Origin of the sequence: Mesorhizobium sp. WSM4989, assembly GCF_029625795.1 — a bacterium.
Taxonomy (GTDB): domain Bacteria; phylum Pseudomonadota; class Alphaproteobacteria; order Rhizobiales; family Rhizobiaceae; genus Mesorhizobium.
This window is the reverse complement of the sequence record NZ_JARTVN010000001.1, coordinates 496,101-511,849: the sequence shown is the minus strand read 5'-3', so window position 1 is coordinate 511,849 and position 15,749 is coordinate 496,101. Positions and strand designations below refer to the sequence as shown.

Annotated in this window: 15 protein-coding genes; 9 read left to right on the top strand and 6 right to left on the bottom strand. The window is 60.0% G+C overall.

Annotated elements, in window-relative coordinates:
* Positions 1–71: 71 nt before the first annotated feature.
* A complete protein-coding gene (locus P9217_RS02615) occupies positions 72–1,028 on the top strand; it encodes an ABC transporter permease (protein ID WP_245418846.1) in 957 nt (318 codons plus the stop codon).
* Here the strand turns inward: P9217_RS02615 and P9217_RS02610 are convergent.
* The gene (locus P9217_RS02610; protein WP_278086712.1) at positions 1,025–1,210 is read right to left on the bottom strand and encodes a hypothetical protein; all 186 of its coding nucleotides are present in this window, start codon (positions 1,208–1,210) and stop codon (positions 1,025–1,027) included. The two genes, P9217_RS02615 and P9217_RS02610, sit on opposite strands and share 4 nt — an antisense overlap.
* A 63-nt stretch (positions 1,211–1,273) precedes the next feature.
* Here P9217_RS02610 and P9217_RS02605 point away from each other — a divergent pair, with 63 nt between their 5' ends.
* From P9217_RS02605 to P9217_RS02595, 3 genes are read left to right on the top strand one after another with little or no spacing between them, the layout of a single operon-like run.
* A complete protein-coding gene (locus tag P9217_RS02605) occupies positions 1,274–1,876 on the top strand; it encodes an ABC transporter permease subunit (RefSeq protein WP_278086713.1) in 603 nt (200 codons plus the stop codon).
* Between the two features lies 1 nt (position 1,877).
* Complete coding sequence (locus tag P9217_RS02600; protein WP_245460562.1) at positions 1,878–3,452, top strand: ABC transporter ATP-binding protein; 1,575 nt, start codon at positions 1,878–1,880, stop codon at positions 3,450–3,452.
* Between the two features lie 59 nt (positions 3,453–3,511).
* Complete coding sequence (locus P9217_RS02595; protein WP_278086714.1) at positions 3,512–4,327, top strand: IclR family transcriptional regulator; 816 nt, start codon at positions 3,512–3,514, stop codon at positions 4,325–4,327.
* 31 nt (positions 4,328–4,358) lie between these two features.
* Here the strand turns inward: P9217_RS02595 and P9217_RS02590 are convergent, their stop codons facing one another.
* Positions 4,359–5,414 (bottom strand): Gfo/Idh/MocA family oxidoreductase, encoded by a 1,056-nt coding sequence (locus P9217_RS02590; RefSeq protein ID WP_278086715.1) that lies wholly within the window; start codon positions 5,412–5,414, stop codon positions 4,359–4,361.
* Between the two features lie 131 nt (positions 5,415–5,545).
* Here P9217_RS02590 and P9217_RS02585 point away from each other — a divergent pair, with 131 nt between their 5' ends.
* Positions 5,546–6,367, top strand: a complete 822-nt coding sequence (locus P9217_RS02585) for a helix-turn-helix transcriptional regulator (protein WP_127227974.1) — start codon at positions 5,546–5,548, stop codon at positions 6,365–6,367.
* A 99-nt stretch (positions 6,368–6,466) separates the two neighbouring features.
* Here the strand turns inward: P9217_RS02585 and hisN are convergent, their stop codons facing one another.
* From hisN to P9217_RS02570, 3 genes are read right to left on the bottom strand one after another with little or no spacing between them, the layout of a single operon-like run.
* Positions 6,467–7,255 carry a histidinol-phosphatase gene (gene hisN / locus P9217_RS02580; RefSeq protein ID WP_067330584.1) on the bottom strand — a complete coding sequence of 263 codons (789 nt, stop codon included), beginning with the start codon at positions 7,253–7,255 and terminating at the stop codon, positions 6,467–6,469.
* A gap of 29 nt (positions 7,256–7,284) precedes the next feature.
* The gene (locus P9217_RS02575; RefSeq protein WP_278086716.1) at positions 7,285–7,590 is read right to left on the bottom strand and encodes a hypothetical protein; all 306 of its coding nucleotides are present in this window, start codon (positions 7,588–7,590) and stop codon (positions 7,285–7,287) included.
* Positions 7,591–7,647: 57 nt separating this feature from the next.
* A complete protein-coding gene (locus P9217_RS02570; RefSeq protein WP_278086717.1) occupies positions 7,648–8,469 on the bottom strand; it encodes a Gfo/Idh/MocA family oxidoreductase in 822 nt (273 codons plus the stop codon).
* Between the two features lie 527 nt (positions 8,470–8,996).
* Between P9217_RS02570 and P9217_RS02565 the strand changes: the two genes are divergently transcribed.
* Positions 8,997–9,755 (top strand): DeoR/GlpR family DNA-binding transcription regulator, encoded by a 759-nt coding sequence (locus P9217_RS02565; RefSeq protein ID WP_278086718.1) that lies wholly within the window; start codon positions 8,997–8,999, stop codon positions 9,753–9,755.
* Positions 9,756–9,819: 64 nt separating this feature from the next.
* Here the strand turns inward: P9217_RS02565 and P9217_RS02560 are convergent, their stop codons facing one another.
* On the bottom strand, positions 9,820–10,704 hold the full coding sequence (locus P9217_RS02560; protein WP_127213910.1) for a sugar phosphate isomerase/epimerase family protein: 885 nt from the start codon (positions 10,702–10,704) through the stop codon (positions 9,820–9,822).
* Between the two features lie 486 nt (positions 10,705–11,190).
* Here P9217_RS02560 and P9217_RS02555 point away from each other — a divergent pair, with 486 nt between their 5' ends.
* From P9217_RS02555 to P9217_RS02545, 3 genes are all read left to right on the top strand, one after another.
* On the top strand, positions 11,191–12,993 hold the full coding sequence (locus P9217_RS02555) for a thiamine pyrophosphate-binding protein (RefSeq protein WP_095832826.1): 1,803 nt from the start codon (positions 11,191–11,193) through the stop codon (positions 12,991–12,993).
* 101 nt (positions 12,994–13,094) lie between these two features.
* Complete coding sequence (hisD, locus tag P9217_RS02550; protein WP_095800310.1) at positions 13,095–14,405, top strand: histidinol dehydrogenase; 1,311 nt, start codon at positions 13,095–13,097, stop codon at positions 14,403–14,405.
* Positions 14,406–14,486: 81 nt separating this feature from the next.
* A complete protein-coding gene (locus tag P9217_RS02545; RefSeq protein WP_095826379.1) occupies positions 14,487–15,737 on the top strand; it encodes an ABC transporter substrate-binding protein in 1,251 nt (416 codons plus the stop codon).
* Positions 15,738–15,749 lie beyond the last annotated feature (12 nt).

Genomic DNA, 15,749 nt, shown 5'->3' with positions numbered 1-15,749 from the left:
CTGCAGCCGCCGTGGCCAGCCAAGCCGCGGCGGCTCCCTTTCTCTGAAGGTGAGACCCCTTGAATAAACCCTTGCTGCAGCTTCTGTTGACAAGAATAGTCCTGGCTGTCGTCACTCTTTTTGCCGTCTCCATTGTCGTCTTTGCCGCGACCCAATATTTGCCGGGAGATCCGGCCCGGGCAGCGCTCGGTGCCAAGGCGGACCCTTCGGCGGTGGAGGCGCTCAGGCGCGAGTTTGGCATGGATCGGCCGGCCGTCGTGCAATATGCCAGCTGGATCGGGGGCGCACTCACCGGCGACTTCGGCCGGTCAATTCCGTCCGGCCGGCCAGTCTGGGAGACGATTGGGCCGAGGGCCGTCAACACCCTGATACTGACGGTCACATCGCTGCTCCTGCTGATACCGCTCTCCTTCGTGCTCGGCGTTGCCGCGGCGATCTACAAAGACAGATTGGCCGACCACCTGATATCGGTTCCGACAATCGTGACCGTTGCCCTGCCTGAGTTCGTAATCGGCACGGTATTGATTGTGCTTTTCGCGGTTTATCTTCGTTGGTTGCCGCCGGTTTCGCTGATCAACGACAGCCTTCCGCTTTCATCTCAATCGACCCTTTTCATTTTGCCGGTCCTGACCCTGCTCGGCACAACGCTGGCCCAGGTCGTACGCATGGTGCGGGCGGTGGCACTCGAAGTGTTGAACGCCGAATACATCTATATGGTACGGCTGAGGGGCATAAGCCCCGCGCGGGTGCTATTACGTCATGTTCTTCCCAACACCATCACACCCAGCATCCAGACGATCGCGTTGAATGCGGCCTGGTTGGCCGGCGGAGTGGTGGTCACCGAGTCCGTCTTTCAACTGCCGGGCATCGGCAGCGCGCTCTCGGAAGCGGTTATCAACCGAGACATGCCGACAGTGCTGGCCATCACGCTGATCATCACGGCGACCTATGTGCTTATCAACCTGGTGTCCGAAGCGCTGATCCTTCTTCTTAATCCAAGGCTGCGCGTGGCGCGCGGTACGACCTAGCCGGAGAGATTGACCGTATGCGCCACTCCGTCCTGCGCCTGACCCTGGCGAAGCCAGCAGCTCGCATCGCTCTGGTCCTGGTCGTCATCATCGTTGCCCTCGCCTCGTTCGGACCATTGTTCAGTCCGTACGCCTTCGATGAAATCGTCGGGGCTCCCTTCGCGACCATAACCCACGAGCATTGGCTCGGAACCGACTTCCTGGGGCGCGACACTTTCAGCCGCTTTCTCTATGGCGGGAGGACTGTGCTCGTCGTCGCGCTTTGCGCGACCGTGGCGGCCTATGTAGTCGCGGTGCCGCTTGGCATCTACTCGGGCCTGCGGCGAGGCCCGCTGGATATTTTTCTGATTGCCATTTCCGACGTGATCTACGCGCTCCCGCCGGCCATCTTTCTTCTCGTCCTTCTCGCCTCGACCGGGCCAAGCCTGCCCACAGTCATCATAGGGATTGTGATCCTGCATTCACCCCGCATCTTCCGTATCGTGCGACTGATCACGATGGACATATCAAAGAACGAGTACGTCGAAGCTGCCTTCGCGCGCGGGGAAAGCTGGGCCGCAATCTGCTTCCTTGACATCCTGCCCAACGTGCTGACACCGGTCCTGGCCGACTTCGGGGTCCGACTTTGCGGGTCGATCATCCTCTATGCTTCGCTAAGCTACCTGGGCCTGGGCCTGCCACCGCCGGCGGCCGACTGGGGTCTGATGATCAGCGAAAACCGGATTGGCATCACGATCTCGCCATGGATCGCAATCGCGCCAGCTCTGGCAATTGCTGCCTTCTCCGTTGCCGTCAACGTGCTTGCCGACAGCTTTGCGCGCTCGGTCGGTCGGTCGAAAGAGATTTGAAATGACCGAAGCAATCCCGCTCGTTGTGCAATCGCTTTTCATGCATGACCTCAACGGCCGCGAAATCGTCAGCGACGTCTCCCTTCATGTGAAGCGGGGTGAAGTCCTGGCCATCATCGGTGAATCGGGATCTGGAAAGACGTCAGTCGCCTTGAGTTTGCTAGGCTTTGCGCGGCCGGGAATGCGCATTTCCTCCGGCAACATTTTGATTGGCGGCACCGACATCCTCTCACTCTCGGGCCGGAGGAAACGTGCCTTCCAGGGCGGCAAAGTATCGCTGGTTCCACAGAATCCGACCACGAGCTTCAGCCCCCGCATGTCAGTCGGCAAGCAAATGGCCGAGCTTCTTGCGGCGCACGGCCATTCGGGCACCGGCATGAAGCAACTGATGCGTGACGCGTTGCGGAGCGTCGATCTCCCCGACGATGAAAAGTTTTTGAGACGCTATCCCTTCGAGCTCAGCGGCGGTCAACTGCAACGCATCGCAATTGCCATGGCCTTCGTCACGGCTCCGCAGGTCATCGTGATGGATGAGCCCACCACGGGCCTGGACGTATCCACCCAGCAAACGATCCTTGAGCTGATAGCGAGACTGGTCAAGTCCAGCAGCGCCAGCGTGGTCTACGTCACCCATGACCTTGCGGTTGTGAACGTCGTGGCCGACAGGGTGGCCGTCATGCTTTCTGGAAGGATCGTCGAGCAGGGGAGCCGCAGGCAGGTCTTCGCAGCACCGAGCGACGACTATACGCGCATGCTGCTCGACGCTATTCCACGACTGGTAACCGATGGTCCTGCGGCGGCGTCCGAGGCCGACGGTGCCAAAATCCAGAGCGTCCTCGAGGTGAAGAACCTGCGCGCGGCTCATGGCCACGTCGAGGTCGTGCACGGCGTTTCATTCTCGGTCGGCAAAGGCGAGTGCGTCGGCCTTGTCGGCGGCAGCGGCAGCGGCAAAACCACTACGGGCCGATGCGTGACCGGTTTGCACAGCAACGCTTCGGGCGGCTTGTTGTTCGAGGGGCATTTGATGCCGTTCGCCGTCTCAAGTCGCTCCAAGGCAGATTTGAGCGCCATGCAGATCGTCTTCCAAAATCCTGACCGCTCGCTCAACCCAAAGGAATCGATCGCGCAAAGCATCGCCCGCGCCGTTCGCCTGACGGGGCTGGCTGACAAAGCAAGGGTCGGTGCCGAAGTGCGGTCGCTTCTTGACCGGGTTCGATTACCGCAACGGGTTGTCAATCTTTACCCGGGCGATCTATCGGGAGGTGAGCGTCAACGCGTGGCCGTGGCCCGCGCGCTCGCGGTCAAACCGAAGCTTCTGGTGTGCGACGAAATCACTTCGGCTCTCGACGTGTCTGTTCAGGCGGCCGTGGTCGAGCTTCTGCTCGATCTGAAGAAGGACGGCCTTGCGATGCTTTTCATAACCCACAACCTGCCGCTGGTCTCCGAAATTGCACAATCCATCATAATCATGAAGGATGGGAGCATCGTTGAGGCGGGACGAACGAATGACGTCCTGCGTTCGCCAAAGCACTCTTACACAAGAATGCTGTTGGACGCCGCGCCGCGACTTAATTGACGACCGGTTCGACTTGGAGCACCAAGGGGGCGATTGCCACGGGATTCGCTGGAACGATCTTGCCAAACGACCTGTTCACCGACGAGGAAAAAAGTGCCCGCTTCGACGCTGTCGATCGGGCGGTTGCAGTCTTGCGCGTTCTTGAGCGCTCTGATCAGCCCATGTCGCTGTCGATGATCGCGCGCGAGGTCGGGCTGGGACTGCCAACCACGTCACGTTATGTGGCCAGTCTCGTCGGGCATGGGCTGATCGAAAAGGTGAATGGAAATCGCTATGTCCTGGGCATTGGGCTTTATATTCTTGGGCAGAAATCACTCCACCGCAGGGACGTTCGGACGGTAGCCCACCCCTATCTGGAAACCTTGCATGAACAGTTCAACGAGACGGTAAGCTTCGCACTTTGGCTGCGCCACGAGGTTGTTGTCGTGGATTGTATCGAGGCCATGCAGACGTTGCGTCAGGGAGCATCCGTGGGAGTAGTCAACCCATGGCACGCCACTTCCCTCGGAAAGTCGATTCTCGCCTGGCTTGATCCGCATGAAGTGGACGTGCTGCTGAAGCAGCCGGGGCTGCCCCGTTACACCTATAACACCCTCACCACAGTCGACCAATTGCGTGCCGAATTTCCACTTATCCGGGAGCGAGGCTATGCGATCGACAACGAGGAGTCCGCCATAGGAGGACGCTGCATCGGTGCACCCGTCTTCGATCAATCGGGGCGCCCGCTCGGCGCCATCAGCATCAGTGGACCAATCGCGCGTGTTACCGACGAGAATGTCCCCTCGACCGGAGGGCGAATTGCCGAGATCGCAGGGCAGATCTCCCGTGCAATGGGGTATTCGGGGAAGCCATCCCGTGACACCAGGCACGTCTAGGCCGCTCTTGGTCCTCGCTTTCTGGTGCGGGTCACTGGCCCGCAGCATCCTGTGCAGATTGATCCCGCTTAAGGAGGCCCCTCGTTGGCTGACCTCCTTGAACTGTGGCGGTGCGGCGCTTCGAGGCGGCCTTAGCCAAAGCCTCCGCGGCGCGCAGGGCGGCGACATTATCTGACCCCCGTGCCAGCCAAGTCAGCCTGCGCTCCCCGGCGCTGACAAAGTCCTCGACTGCAGCAACATGCGAATCCCCGTCGCGAACCGGCACGAGCTCGTTCTTGGCTGCGTGCCGACGCATGAGCGTACCCGAGGCCTTGCCATTCAGCGTACCGTGGGCGATCAGCGTGCCGCGATCTCCAGCCACCACAACCGTGCTTTCCAGGTCGGCGATCGCAAAACTTTCGAATGCATGAAACAGACTGCCATCGTCGAGTTGGAAGGAATAGGAAATCTGGTTGGGTCTGCCATCGGCAACAGTGCAAATGGCCGAGACTTCGCGCGGTTCTCCACCCGTCAGGAACCTGGCAAGGTCGATGTCGTCGACGGACATGTCGAGATAGATGTCGCCCTCGTTGTCGAGATCGTCCTTTCTGCGCTTGGCTGCGGGCTTGTACGGTCCCTCGCGGGTAAGAAGGATCGATTGCACCTTCCCGATGTCACCATCCAGGATCAGTCTGCGCATGGTCTGGTGTATGGCCGACGCACGGAACGGTTGATGTACCGCAAGCACGATCCCGGCGGCGTCGCACAGACGCGCAAGCTCAGCGGCCACTTTGCTGTTTTCGGAGATCGGTCCGTCACAAAGGACGTTCTTGCGAGCTTTGGCCGCGGCGGTGATGTAATGGGCCCGCCGCCTCAGACGTGCACTGACATAGGTGAACTCGACCTTAGGATCGCCGAGAGCCTCCGACAGGTTGGTCGTCCATTGCGGAATGTCGAGATCCTGAGCGAAATGAGCTGCATCCATCTTTCGGCGGCTGACCACCCACAACGGAGTATGCCCCTGCGCTCTGATGCCCGCGACCATCTGCTCCGTGGCAATGGTGCCGGTCCCCATAACTGACCACCCAGTCTTGCCGTGAATTGCCATGCCGGGCGCTCCTGATCTGGCCCCAAGTATGGGCGCATTCGCCTCTGGCAGCCAACTTCGCATCTCGTTGAAGTCTGCATTAAAGTGACGTACAGATAGCGTCTGTTCGCGTCATAGGGGAGGCGATCGAGGTGAACCACATCGCAGGGGATACCGCGGCGCTCGCGGCAAATTTGAGGACCTTGTGCGATCGCCACGGGTCTGTCGCCGCTGTTTGTCGCAAATTAAACGTCAACCGGCAACAATTTAACAAATATCTGTCAGGCGCCCATGTGCCGTCCAGCGCCAATCTGCGCACGATCGCGAATTTCTTCGGGCTGAGCGTACCGATCCTTTTCTCCAACCCTGAGGAGTTCAGGACGCTCATTGACGGCAACTTTTTTCATGCGATGTCAACTGCGCGCCATCTACCGGAGTTTGTCAACTTCCTGTCGAATATTGTCTTCGACGGAAGCGTGCAGGATTCGGAGATCCTGGGTGTCTATGACCGGTATCAGTTTTCGTCGATCTATAAAGGTTTCATTCTAAAATCGGCATTTTGCCTTTATCGGAATAACAATTTTCTCCAGCATTACTATATCGAGCGATTCCCCAGCTTCGACAGGCCGGGAAGAACGGAATACGTCTTCAAGTACTACGGGTTCAGCTTCCCAGTTGCGGACCGGCTGTTTACGGCTGATTTCGAAGGCATCCAGAGCAATGAGCTCACCTTCGGTGTCTATGCCCAGGTCAAACGAAATGCGAAGCGTTTCATGTTCGGCATCGCCAGCGGCATTGCCGCCAACGCCTTCCGACAGCCCTATTCGACGAAGGTCGCCTTGCACTACAAGGGGCCGGGCTTGCTCCAACGCAGTCACCTCAAGGAGCTTACCGTGATTGACAGGAGCGACCCAGGCATCCCGAGGGAAGTGCTGCAATATCTGGGCGACGGTTCGGACATGATCCAGATGTGAAATGCGAACCGACTAAGAGCACTACTCGTCGGCCCTATATTCGGCTTTGACGAACCCGACTTTCACGCTATCCGTTCAATCGCTTGAATGTCTTGCAGTTTAGGTGTTCAGGACGAGTTCATTCAGTGCCAACCGATGCAGCGACGGCGTCGCGGCGGCAAGGACGGGGCCTCCTTCCTCAGCTCGGCCGCCGTCGAGACGAGTGATCACACCACCTGCCTTCTCAATGATCGGGATCAGCGCGACGATGTCGTAGGGCTGCAGGGAAGGTTCAACCGCCAGATCGATCCGGCCCGCCGCTAGCATGGCGAAGGCATAACATTCCCCACCGTACCGGGTCATCTTGACCGCGCTGTTCAGCCGCTCGAAGCCAGCTTTGAGATCGCCGTGAAAATGTTCGGGGGAGTTGGTGTGGAGAATGGCGTCGGAGAGGGTGTCGATGCCACGCGTCCTGAGTGGCTGGGGCTCACCGGCGCGCTGGCGCCATGAGCCTGTCGCGTCCGCCCAGAACCGTTCGCCGATATAGGGCTGGCTGAGCATCCCCATCTCGGCGCGCCCGCGAACCGTCAGACCGATGAGCGTTCCCCAAACGGGGATGCCGCAGATAAAAGGTCGGGTTCCGTCCACGGGATCAAGCACCCAACGCCAGTCGCCGCCGCCCGTCTCGCCGAATTCCTCGCCAAGTACAGCGTGATCCGGGAACTCCGCCATTATGGCGGCACGCAACGCGATTTCTGCTTCTCGATCAGCCTCGGTCACCGGATCGAATCTATATCCGGGCTTCGGCTTGGTATCGACGGCAAGGTCGACCATATAGCGGGGCAGCGTCTCGGCATCCGCCAAATCAGCGAGACGGTGCAAGAATGATGAGTCCGGTAGCTTTGACATGTGTCACCTTGGCAAAGATCGATAGAAGATCATTGGCTCGTCTGCTCGGAGCCGGGGAAGGCAACCCACGATTTGGAAGCTGAAGAACTGACGCTGATCTCGGAAAGCAGAACGCCCCGCAGCCCTTCGTAAACGTCTGCGAGCGGCACCGGGAGCGCACCTCGCCAGTTTCGGCCGGCTTCAAGCGCAGTCGCATAATCGCTGTATAGAACCGCGAGAGCCTCGAGGTAACCTTCAGGAGAGCCCGCCGGCAGACTTGTCGCGAGTTGCGCGTCCGAGGACGTGTCGCCGTGGCCGCGACGATAGGTGAGGTCGCCTTCGCCGAGGCGGGACACAGTGAGTGTCTCCGGGGCCTCCTGCCGCCACTCGAGGGTGGCCTTCGAGCCGACGATCTAGAAACGCAGGCCGTTGCGGTGGCCCGGAGCGGCAAGAGAGGACCACAAGAGGCCGTTGGCGCCGCCCTCGAACTCCAACTGGATCACGTCAGTGTCGTCTAGCCCGAAGGAGTCGACGGTTCGCATCAAATTGGCGTTGAGTGCGGTGCACCGGAGTCCGGAAACAAATTCGAGGATGTTGAAGGCGTGGGTTCCGATATCCCCCAGCGCGCCCGTCGGTCCCGCCTTTGCCGGGTCGCCGCGCCATACCCCGCCCTTGCCCAACTTCGAGGGGTCGTTGACCAACCATTCCAGCAAGTACTCTACATGCATGAAGCGTACCTGCCCGATTTCGCCCGCGCGGATGCGAGCGCGGGCGTCTCGGACCATTGGATACCCTGTATAGGTGTATGTTACAGCGAAGAACGTCTCGTTTGCGGCAGCGATCCGCTGGAGCTCGCGTGCCTCTTCAGATGAGTGGACCAGTGGCTTTTCGCAGATGACGGGAATCCCCGCTTCGAGAAACAATTTGCATGGCTCGAAATGGAGATGGTTGGGCGTAACGATAATCGCGACTTCGATGGCATCATCGCGCGCCGCTTCCGCCGCTGCCATGTCGCCGAAGCTGAAGTAGGTGCGGTCCCAAGCCACTCCTAGGGCCTGGCCGGCTTCAATGCAGGCGTGACGGTCAGACGAGAACGCGCCTGCCACCAGTTCGAAACGATTGGTTAGCCGCATGGCAGTTCGATGCCGGCTTGCAAAAAAGGAACCTCGTCCTCCTCCAACCATACCCGCGCGAAGGCGACGTTTGCGGGGGATGTCATCTGTCAGGAGGTTCATGGGGTACTCTTGCGCATTTGGCCCGGCTCTCATCGGGTCTGGAAAGACAGGCGTCGCGCGTCGCTCAATCCGGCAGCGCCCGCGTCACGATTGAAGGCATCCTCCCACTCGCTCAATCGAGCGACAATTTCGCACGGCTCCAATCAGTGACGCACAGTGATGCGACCGTTGATGCCGTTCGATCGGAATGAGAGCCGAGCGCTCTATCGCGATAGCCGCACCGACATCATAGTCGCTCCACAAGACGCGCCGGCGCCACGCCAAAAGCGCAGCATCTCCTGCATGCAGCGGGGGCGTCAGGCACGATGAGCTGCGGATTGGTCGCGAGCCGGTTCTACCGATCCTGAAGTGCATTTCCAAAGCTCGCCGGCAGGATCGACTGGCGTCGTCGCCCGCAGCGCGCGCCCCTGTCGTAGGCCAAGCGTGATGTCTGTTCACGACGACATTGCGGCATGAGGCGCTTGGGATTTATATCCGCTGGGCTGGAACCGAATTGAAAGTTGCCCGGGTCCTAAGGATGTTTGGAAATGCTTGCTGAAGAACGCCAAGCGATCATTCGCGACAGACTGTCGGAGCATGGCAAGGTCCTGGCCAACGCGCTGGCTCTTGAATTTCGTGTCTCTGAAGACACTGTGCGCCGCGATCTACGCGATCTTGCCAGAGCCGGACTTTGCCGCAGGGTCTATGGCGGAGCGCTGGCAAGGGCGTCGCGAGCTCAAGCCGGGCCCGAGCGGTTGAAAATCTCGGCCACGGATCTCGCGCCGCTGGCTGCTGCCGCAGCGAAGCTCGTACAACCCAGCGCAACGACTATGATGGACCATGCAGCCCTCTGCGTTGCCTTCGCCGCCGCCTTGCCCCGCGACATCTCTTTGACGATTGTCACAAATTCCCCACGCGTCACCACTGCACTGGAAGGGCATCGTCAAGCGAGCGCCATTCTTCTGGGCGGCTTGTTCGACCATGGCAGAGGATGCTCTCTTGGAACTGTCGCCCTTTCGCAATTGGAGCAGTTCAACGCCGACCTCTTCTTTGTCGCCGATTGCGCGGTCCATGCTTCCGTCGGATTGACCGCCTTTGACCTTCCCGACGCCGAAATCGAGCGCGTTATGTGCCGCCGAAGCGCCGCGAGAGTAGTTGTCGCTACGGCCGAGAGCATCGCGAAAACCGCCCCTTTTCAGGTTTCGGGACCTGACGCGATCGACCATATGCTCGCTGGGCGCCAGCTTGATGCCGAGACCCTCGAACCGTTTCGCCGCCAAGGCACAGTTATCCACCGAATAGCCTGAGGACTGCGACAAAATCTTTCGCAAGCCGTCGGTCCGATGTTGCCGGATGATGGATCGCTCAAGACTAGGAGCCGACAAGATCCTGCATCAGGATTTTCAACTCGCGCGCCACATCGTAGCTGTCCATCTGGTGCTGCTTTTTGCAGAACAACTCGCAACTCCACCAGCTGTCGTAGCCGGTGGATTTCACTGCAGCCACCCACTCTCTCAGGTTCAATACGCCCTTGCCGGTTTCGACGTCGCGAAGAACAGGCTCGTTAGGGATGCCACCGCTGAACGCAAGAGAGTCACAAATGTGAACTCCGTAGATGAGGTCTTTGTCCAATTGCGAAATGCGTTCCGGGCCGTCGCCGGAGGTGTAACAGTGCCAGAAATCGACGACGACGCGTATGTTGTCGCGTGCCGCTTTCCTTATGGTCCGAAGCTGCCTGTCAATTGTATTGAGTGGGGTCCAGGACAGCGCCTCATGGTAGATGACCAGGTTGCGTTGAGCAGCGAGGTCGGCGACGGCTGCCAGCCCGGACGCCGTGATGTCGATCTGCTCCTCGATCGGCAGCCCGACGACGCCTCGGTAAAGATCCGGGTGCCTCTTGCTGGCCTCGGGATCGAGAGCCGCGAGACTGATTGGACCGGTGATGACCTGAATGCCCTTCGCTCCAACCGAGACGGCGAGTTCTATCAACTCTTCCGCGTCCTTCAGCAATGCTTTGCGGGCATTGCCGTGGCGCTCCACATCGAGAAGAAATCCGATGCCTGGAATGAACATGTCATCGATCAAGCGGCGCAGCTCCTGGAAAGTGAACCCGGCATCCAGAAAAGCGCGGATCTTGGCCCCAGAGGCTTCCAGTCCGTCGAAGCCGAGCTCGCGCGCAATATCCACGTCTAGGGCCAGCGTGCCGTGTCGCGCCACGAGAGCATGCAGAATTAGCTGGTTGCGCTTCGTCGTCATTGCTGTGCCCGTCGCTTGACTACCGGATTATGTCCAATGCCAGGTCCCTGCTGGATCACGACGGTGGCATAGAGCCTCGCTGGCTCTGCGGCGCCAGGCCGATAACCACTCTGGTTGCTCATGGCTTTCACCATCGCGAGCCGATTACCCGCGCAATCAAGACATATCGCATGCCGAGGGGAAACTGCGCGGCAGCCCGAATTCGTGCGCGACCTAAGGTTCCGGTCGCGTCACATTGCGCAAATTCGCTGCTAAGGGGGCAAAATGGCTTCCGATTAAAAACGAGCCCGCTATGCGGCTGAGTTCGCAGCCCACGGGAACTGACCGATCCCATATGTCGCAATGCTTCTTTCTCAGCGCGTCACATCGCGTCTATTAAAGCTACCCTGCGAACTTGTCGCGCAGCCACAGATGACTGCTTACTAGGCGCATGGACGAGGAGCATATCCACAATCGTCTCGCCAACAAAGACAAGAGGGTCGAACAATGAAACTGACCGGCGGGCAGATCGTCGCGAAAGCGCTCAAGGAATATGGCGTCGAATACGTGGCTGGTGTTCCCGGCCATGGCATCTGGTCTCTGTTCGATGCCTTCCTGGAGGAAGGCTCGCAATTGCCCTTCATCCAGGTCATGCACGAACAAAGCGCCGTTCACATGGCGGACGGTTATTTCCGTGCAAGCGGCCGGCCAATGGCATGTTCGACATCGGTCGGGCCAGGTGCGACCAACACAATTATTGGCCTCGCCACAGCCTATTGCGATTCCACCTCGCTGTTCTACGTCTCCGGCTCGCCACAGACCTACATGCACGGCCATGGCACCATGCAGGAGATCGAGCGCCAACAGGACAATGCTTTCCCGCGCATCACCGAGCAGGTGACAAAACGGGCATGGCAAGCCCAGTCCGTGCAGGTCCTGCCGAGCATTATGCATCGCGCCTTCAACGCCATGCTCACCGGCCGCCCGGGTCCCGTGCATGTCGAGGTGCCGATGGACGTTCAGGTCGAAGCGGCCGATGTCACCATTCATCCGCTGGAAAAGCGCCTTCCCATTGGCGTGGCCTATCCCGATCCGAGCGCGATCGAGGCCGCGGTCAAGGTCCTGTTGAGTGCCGAACGCCCGGTCATCGTCGCCGGTGGCGGTGCGATCACGGCCAACGCGTCGAGCGAACTGACGCGTCTGGCCGAGCGCGTCGGCGCCGCCGTTTCGATCACCTGGAACGGCAAGGGCGCCATCTCGGAAGATCACGAGCTCTTCATTGGAGCAGTCGGCCAGACCGGCACGACCTGCGGCAACAAGATCACTGCTTCCGCAGATGTGGTCGTTTCGGTCGGCTGCCGCTTCACCGACTGGTCGGCATCTTCCTTCGCCAAGGGCGTCTCGTTCTCGATCCCTCCAGGTAAGCTGATCCATATTGACCTCGACCCGCGCGAGATCGGCAAGACCTATCCGACCGAGGTGGGGATCGTATCAGACGCAAAGGTGGCCTTGGAGGCGATCCTGGCCCTCATCTCGGAGGGCGATGCTAAGAAGGCTCTGGGCAAACGCGAGCAGTTCCTGGCCGACGTTCAGAAGGCCAAGGCGGACTGGATCGCTCAGGTGTCGCCGCGCGAAAACAGCCGCGAAACGCCTTTCACCTCCCAGCGCCCGCTGGTCGCTTTGCGCAAGGTACTCGATCGCAACGGTATTGTGGTTGTCGGTTCGGGCAATACCCAGGGCTCGGTGAAGCAAAGCTTCCCTGTCTACGAGCCTCGCACCCACCTGACCTCGGGCTCCTATTCGCCAATGGGCTGGGCGGTGCCGGCGGCGTTGGGGGCAAAGCTCGCATGCCCGGACCGCCAAGTCGTGGCGATCGTTGGCGACGGTGACTTCATGATGTCGCTGCCCGAAATGGGTACTGCCGCGATGAACGGCATCAATGTGGTCTTCCTCGTGCTGAACAATTCGGGATATATGTCGATCCGAGGCGGTCAGCGCAAGTTCATGGGCCGTCACATTGCTTCCGAATTCAACCATCACTCGGGCAATGGTCAGCCTTATTCGGCCGATATCACGGCTTCGGCGCGCGCCTTCGGGCTCGAGGCCTGGAAAGTCGAGAAGGATGAAGATCTCGAAAGCAGCCTGAAGGCAGCCTTGGAATGCGGCGGGCCCGCTCTCGTCGAAGTCATCGTGTCGCGTGACGCTGCGGGGCCGTTCGCCACCGGCTGGTGGGATTTCCCGTCGCCAGCCTACTACGAAAAAGAGCAGGCTGCTTACGCCCAGATGCGTGCACGCGAACAGCACCTCTAGCAAAATTGACGCGAGGGTTGGTCATGCGCCGCCCTCGCATTTCGCCATCCACCACATTGATGATGCGGCGCGCAAGCGCCCGCAAACCAAGAGTTGTTGCCATGATACGCACGGTCAAGCCCGCCAAAGGCAGTGTCGCAGACGATGGCCAGCCCGCAGTAACCGCGACAGTCCAGGCATTGCTGGCGCAAGTCGAGAAAGGGGGCGACGCGGCAGTGCGCGATTTGTCCATTCGCTTCGACAAGTTCGACCGCGACAGCTATCGCCTGACCAAGGCTGAGATTGACGGATGCATCAACGCGTTGAGCAAACGCGAGCGCGAGGATCTCGATTTCGCCCAGGACCAGATACGCAAATTCGCCGAAGCCCAGCGGGCCACACTTCGCGATCTGGAGATCGAGACGCTACCAGGCGTTATTTTGGGGCATAAGAACATACCGATCCAGAATGTCGGATGTTATGTACCGGGCGGCAAATATCCGCTGCTTGCCTCTGCTCACATGACGGTCTTGACCGCTCGCGTGGCAGGCTGCGAACGCGTCATCACTTGCGCTCCGCCGTTTCGAGGCAAGATCGCCGACAAGATCGTCGCCGCCCAGGCCCTTGCGGGCGCGGACGAAATCTATTGCCTTGGTGGTGTCCAGGCGATCGCGGCCATGGCCTATGGCACTGAGACGATCGCTCCCGTGGATATCCTGGCCGGCCCCGGCAATGCCTACGTCGCCGAAGCGAAACGGCTGCTGTTCGGCGAAGTTGGCATCGATCTGTTCGCCGGTCCGACCGAGACCTTGGTGATTGCTGACGACAGTGTCGACGGTGAGATCGTGGCGACCGACCTGCTTGGCCAGGCGGAGCACGGCGTCAACTCTCCCGCCGTTCTGATCACCAATTCTGAGAAACTTGCCCGCGATACCCTCGATGAGATCGAGCGTTTGCTCAAAATCCTGCCGACTGCGGCTGTCGCCGGGAAAGCCTGGGAAGACTACGGCGAGATCATCCTGTGCGACACGCTGGATGAGATGGTGGCGGAAGCGGATCGCATTGCCTCCGAGCACGTGCAGGTCATGACACGTGATCCGGACTATTTCCTTGAGAGGATGAAGAACTATGGCGCTCTGTTTCTGGGCGCTCGCACCAACGTCTCTTTCGGCGACAAGGTGATCGGAACCAACCACACGCTGCCTACGAACAAGGCAGCCCGATACACAGGCGGTCTGTGGGTCGGCAAGTTCCTTAAAACCTGCACCTACCAGCGGATCGAGACCGATGAGGCGTCCGCCTTGGTCGGCCAGTACAGCTCGCGCCTCTGCATCATGGAAGGTTTCGCCGGCCATGCCGAGCAGTCCAACATCCGCGTCCGCCGCTATGGCCGGCGCAACGTTCCATACGCATCGGCAGCCGAACCGCTCTGATGCGCAACACGCCCCGGCACGCGCCCCACAGGATCGAGCCGGATCATCAAGCCACCAACGCAAGCAACAAGGGGAACTACAATGAAGCTCACCACCATCCTAGCCGCCTCGATCGCCTTCATGCCGGTTGCGGCAATGGCCGAAAGCAAGGGCAAGGTCGAAGGCATTCATCACTGGGTGTCCGAAAGCGAGGTCAAAGCGCTCAAGGTCATCACCGATAAGCTGGCCTCCAAGGGTTACACCTGGGAAGATAGCGCGGTCGGCGGTCTCAGCGGCGCCAACGCGCTGCAGGCATTGCGCACGCGTCTTGCAGCCGGGAACCCCCCGGCAACGATGCAGTTCCTTGGCTATGAAGGGCTCGACTGGGGCAAGCAGGGCGTCCTGCGCTCTCTCAACGATCTCTACACCAAGAACGGCTGGGACAAGGCGCTCGCCCCGCAGCTGCTTGCATTCGTCAAAAACGGAGACGACTTCATTTCCGTGCCGATCAACATGCACAGGCAGAACTGGCTTTGGGCGAACAAGGCCGTTTTCGACAAGGCCGGCGTCAAGGAACCGAAGTCTTGGGATGAGCTGATCGCCGACGGAGACAAGCTCCGGGCCGCCGGTGTGGTCCCGCTCGCCATGGGTGACGAGAGCTGGCAGATCCTCGAGGTCTTCGAGGCAATCCTTGTCGACGTGAACGGGCCCGAATTCTACAAGAAGGCAGTCATCGACCTGGACGAGGGCGCTCTTTCGAGCCCCGAAATGATCGCGACGTTCGACAAGCTTAGGAAGGTCCGCGGACTTGTCGATGACGGCTTCACCGGGCGTGATTGGGCCGTCGCAACGGGCATGGTCGCGGATGGCAAGGCCGCCATGCAGGTCATGGGCGACTGGGCCAAAGGCGAGTTCCTTGCCAAGGGCCTCAAGCCCGGCGTCGATTTCCTCTGCTTCCCAACGCCGACCGACAAGCCCAACTTCAAGTTCGTGATCGACGCATTTGGCATGTTCAAGGTCGATGATGCCGTGACCACAGCAGGCCAGGACGCCTGGGCGGAATCGATCATGGATCCCGAGGTGCAGAAGCAGTTCAACCTGATCAAGGGTTCGATCCCGGCTCGCTCCGACGTTCCGGTCGACAGTTTCGATGACTGCGCGAAGCGTAGCTATGCTGACCGCGAGGCGGCGGTGAAGAACGGCACGATGCTCGGCGGCCTCACGGAAGGCTTTGCTGCCCAGCCTCAATTCGCCGGCGTCTTCACCGACGTCGTCGGCAAATTCTTCGTCACCGACATGTCGTCCAAGGATGCTGTTCAGGCCCTGGTCGATGGGATCAACAACGCCCGCTAGTCCAGGCCACCA

Excerpts from the sequence above, each read along its gene's own strand:
- P9217_RS02610 (WP_278086712.1), bottom strand. The coding sequence starts at position 1,210 with ATGCTCGTGGGTTATGGTCGCGAAGGGAGCCCCGACGATTTCATCGAA.
- P9217_RS02600 (WP_245460562.1), top strand. The coding sequence starts at position 1,878 with ATGACCGAAGCAATCCCGCTCGTTGTGCAATCGCTTTTCATGCATGAC.
- P9217_RS02590 (WP_278086715.1), bottom strand. The coding sequence starts at position 5,414 with ATGGCAATTCACGGCAAGACTGGGTGGTCAGTTATGGGGACCGGCACC.
- hisN (WP_067330584.1), bottom strand. The coding sequence starts at position 7,255 with ATGTCAAAGCTACCGGACTCATCATTCTTGCACCGTCTCGCTGATTTG.
- P9217_RS02570 (WP_278086717.1), bottom strand. The coding sequence starts at position 8,469 with ATGAACCTCCTGACAGATGACATCCCCCGCAAACGTCGCCTTCGCGCG.
- P9217_RS02565 (WP_278086718.1), top strand. The coding sequence starts at position 8,997 with ATGCTTGCTGAAGAACGCCAAGCGATCATTCGCGACAGACTGTCGGAG.
- P9217_RS02560 (WP_127213910.1), bottom strand. The coding sequence starts at position 10,704 with ATGACGACGAAGCGCAACCAGCTAATTCTGCATGCTCTCGTGGCGCGA.
- P9217_RS02555 (WP_095832826.1), top strand. The coding sequence starts at position 11,191 with ATGAAACTGACCGGCGGGCAGATCGTCGCGAAAGCGCTCAAGGAATAT.
- hisD (WP_095800310.1), top strand. The coding sequence starts at position 13,095 with ATGATACGCACGGTCAAGCCCGCCAAAGGCAGTGTCGCAGACGATGGC.
- P9217_RS02545 (WP_095826379.1), top strand. The coding sequence starts at position 14,487 with ATGAAGCTCACCACCATCCTAGCCGCCTCGATCGCCTTCATGCCGGTT.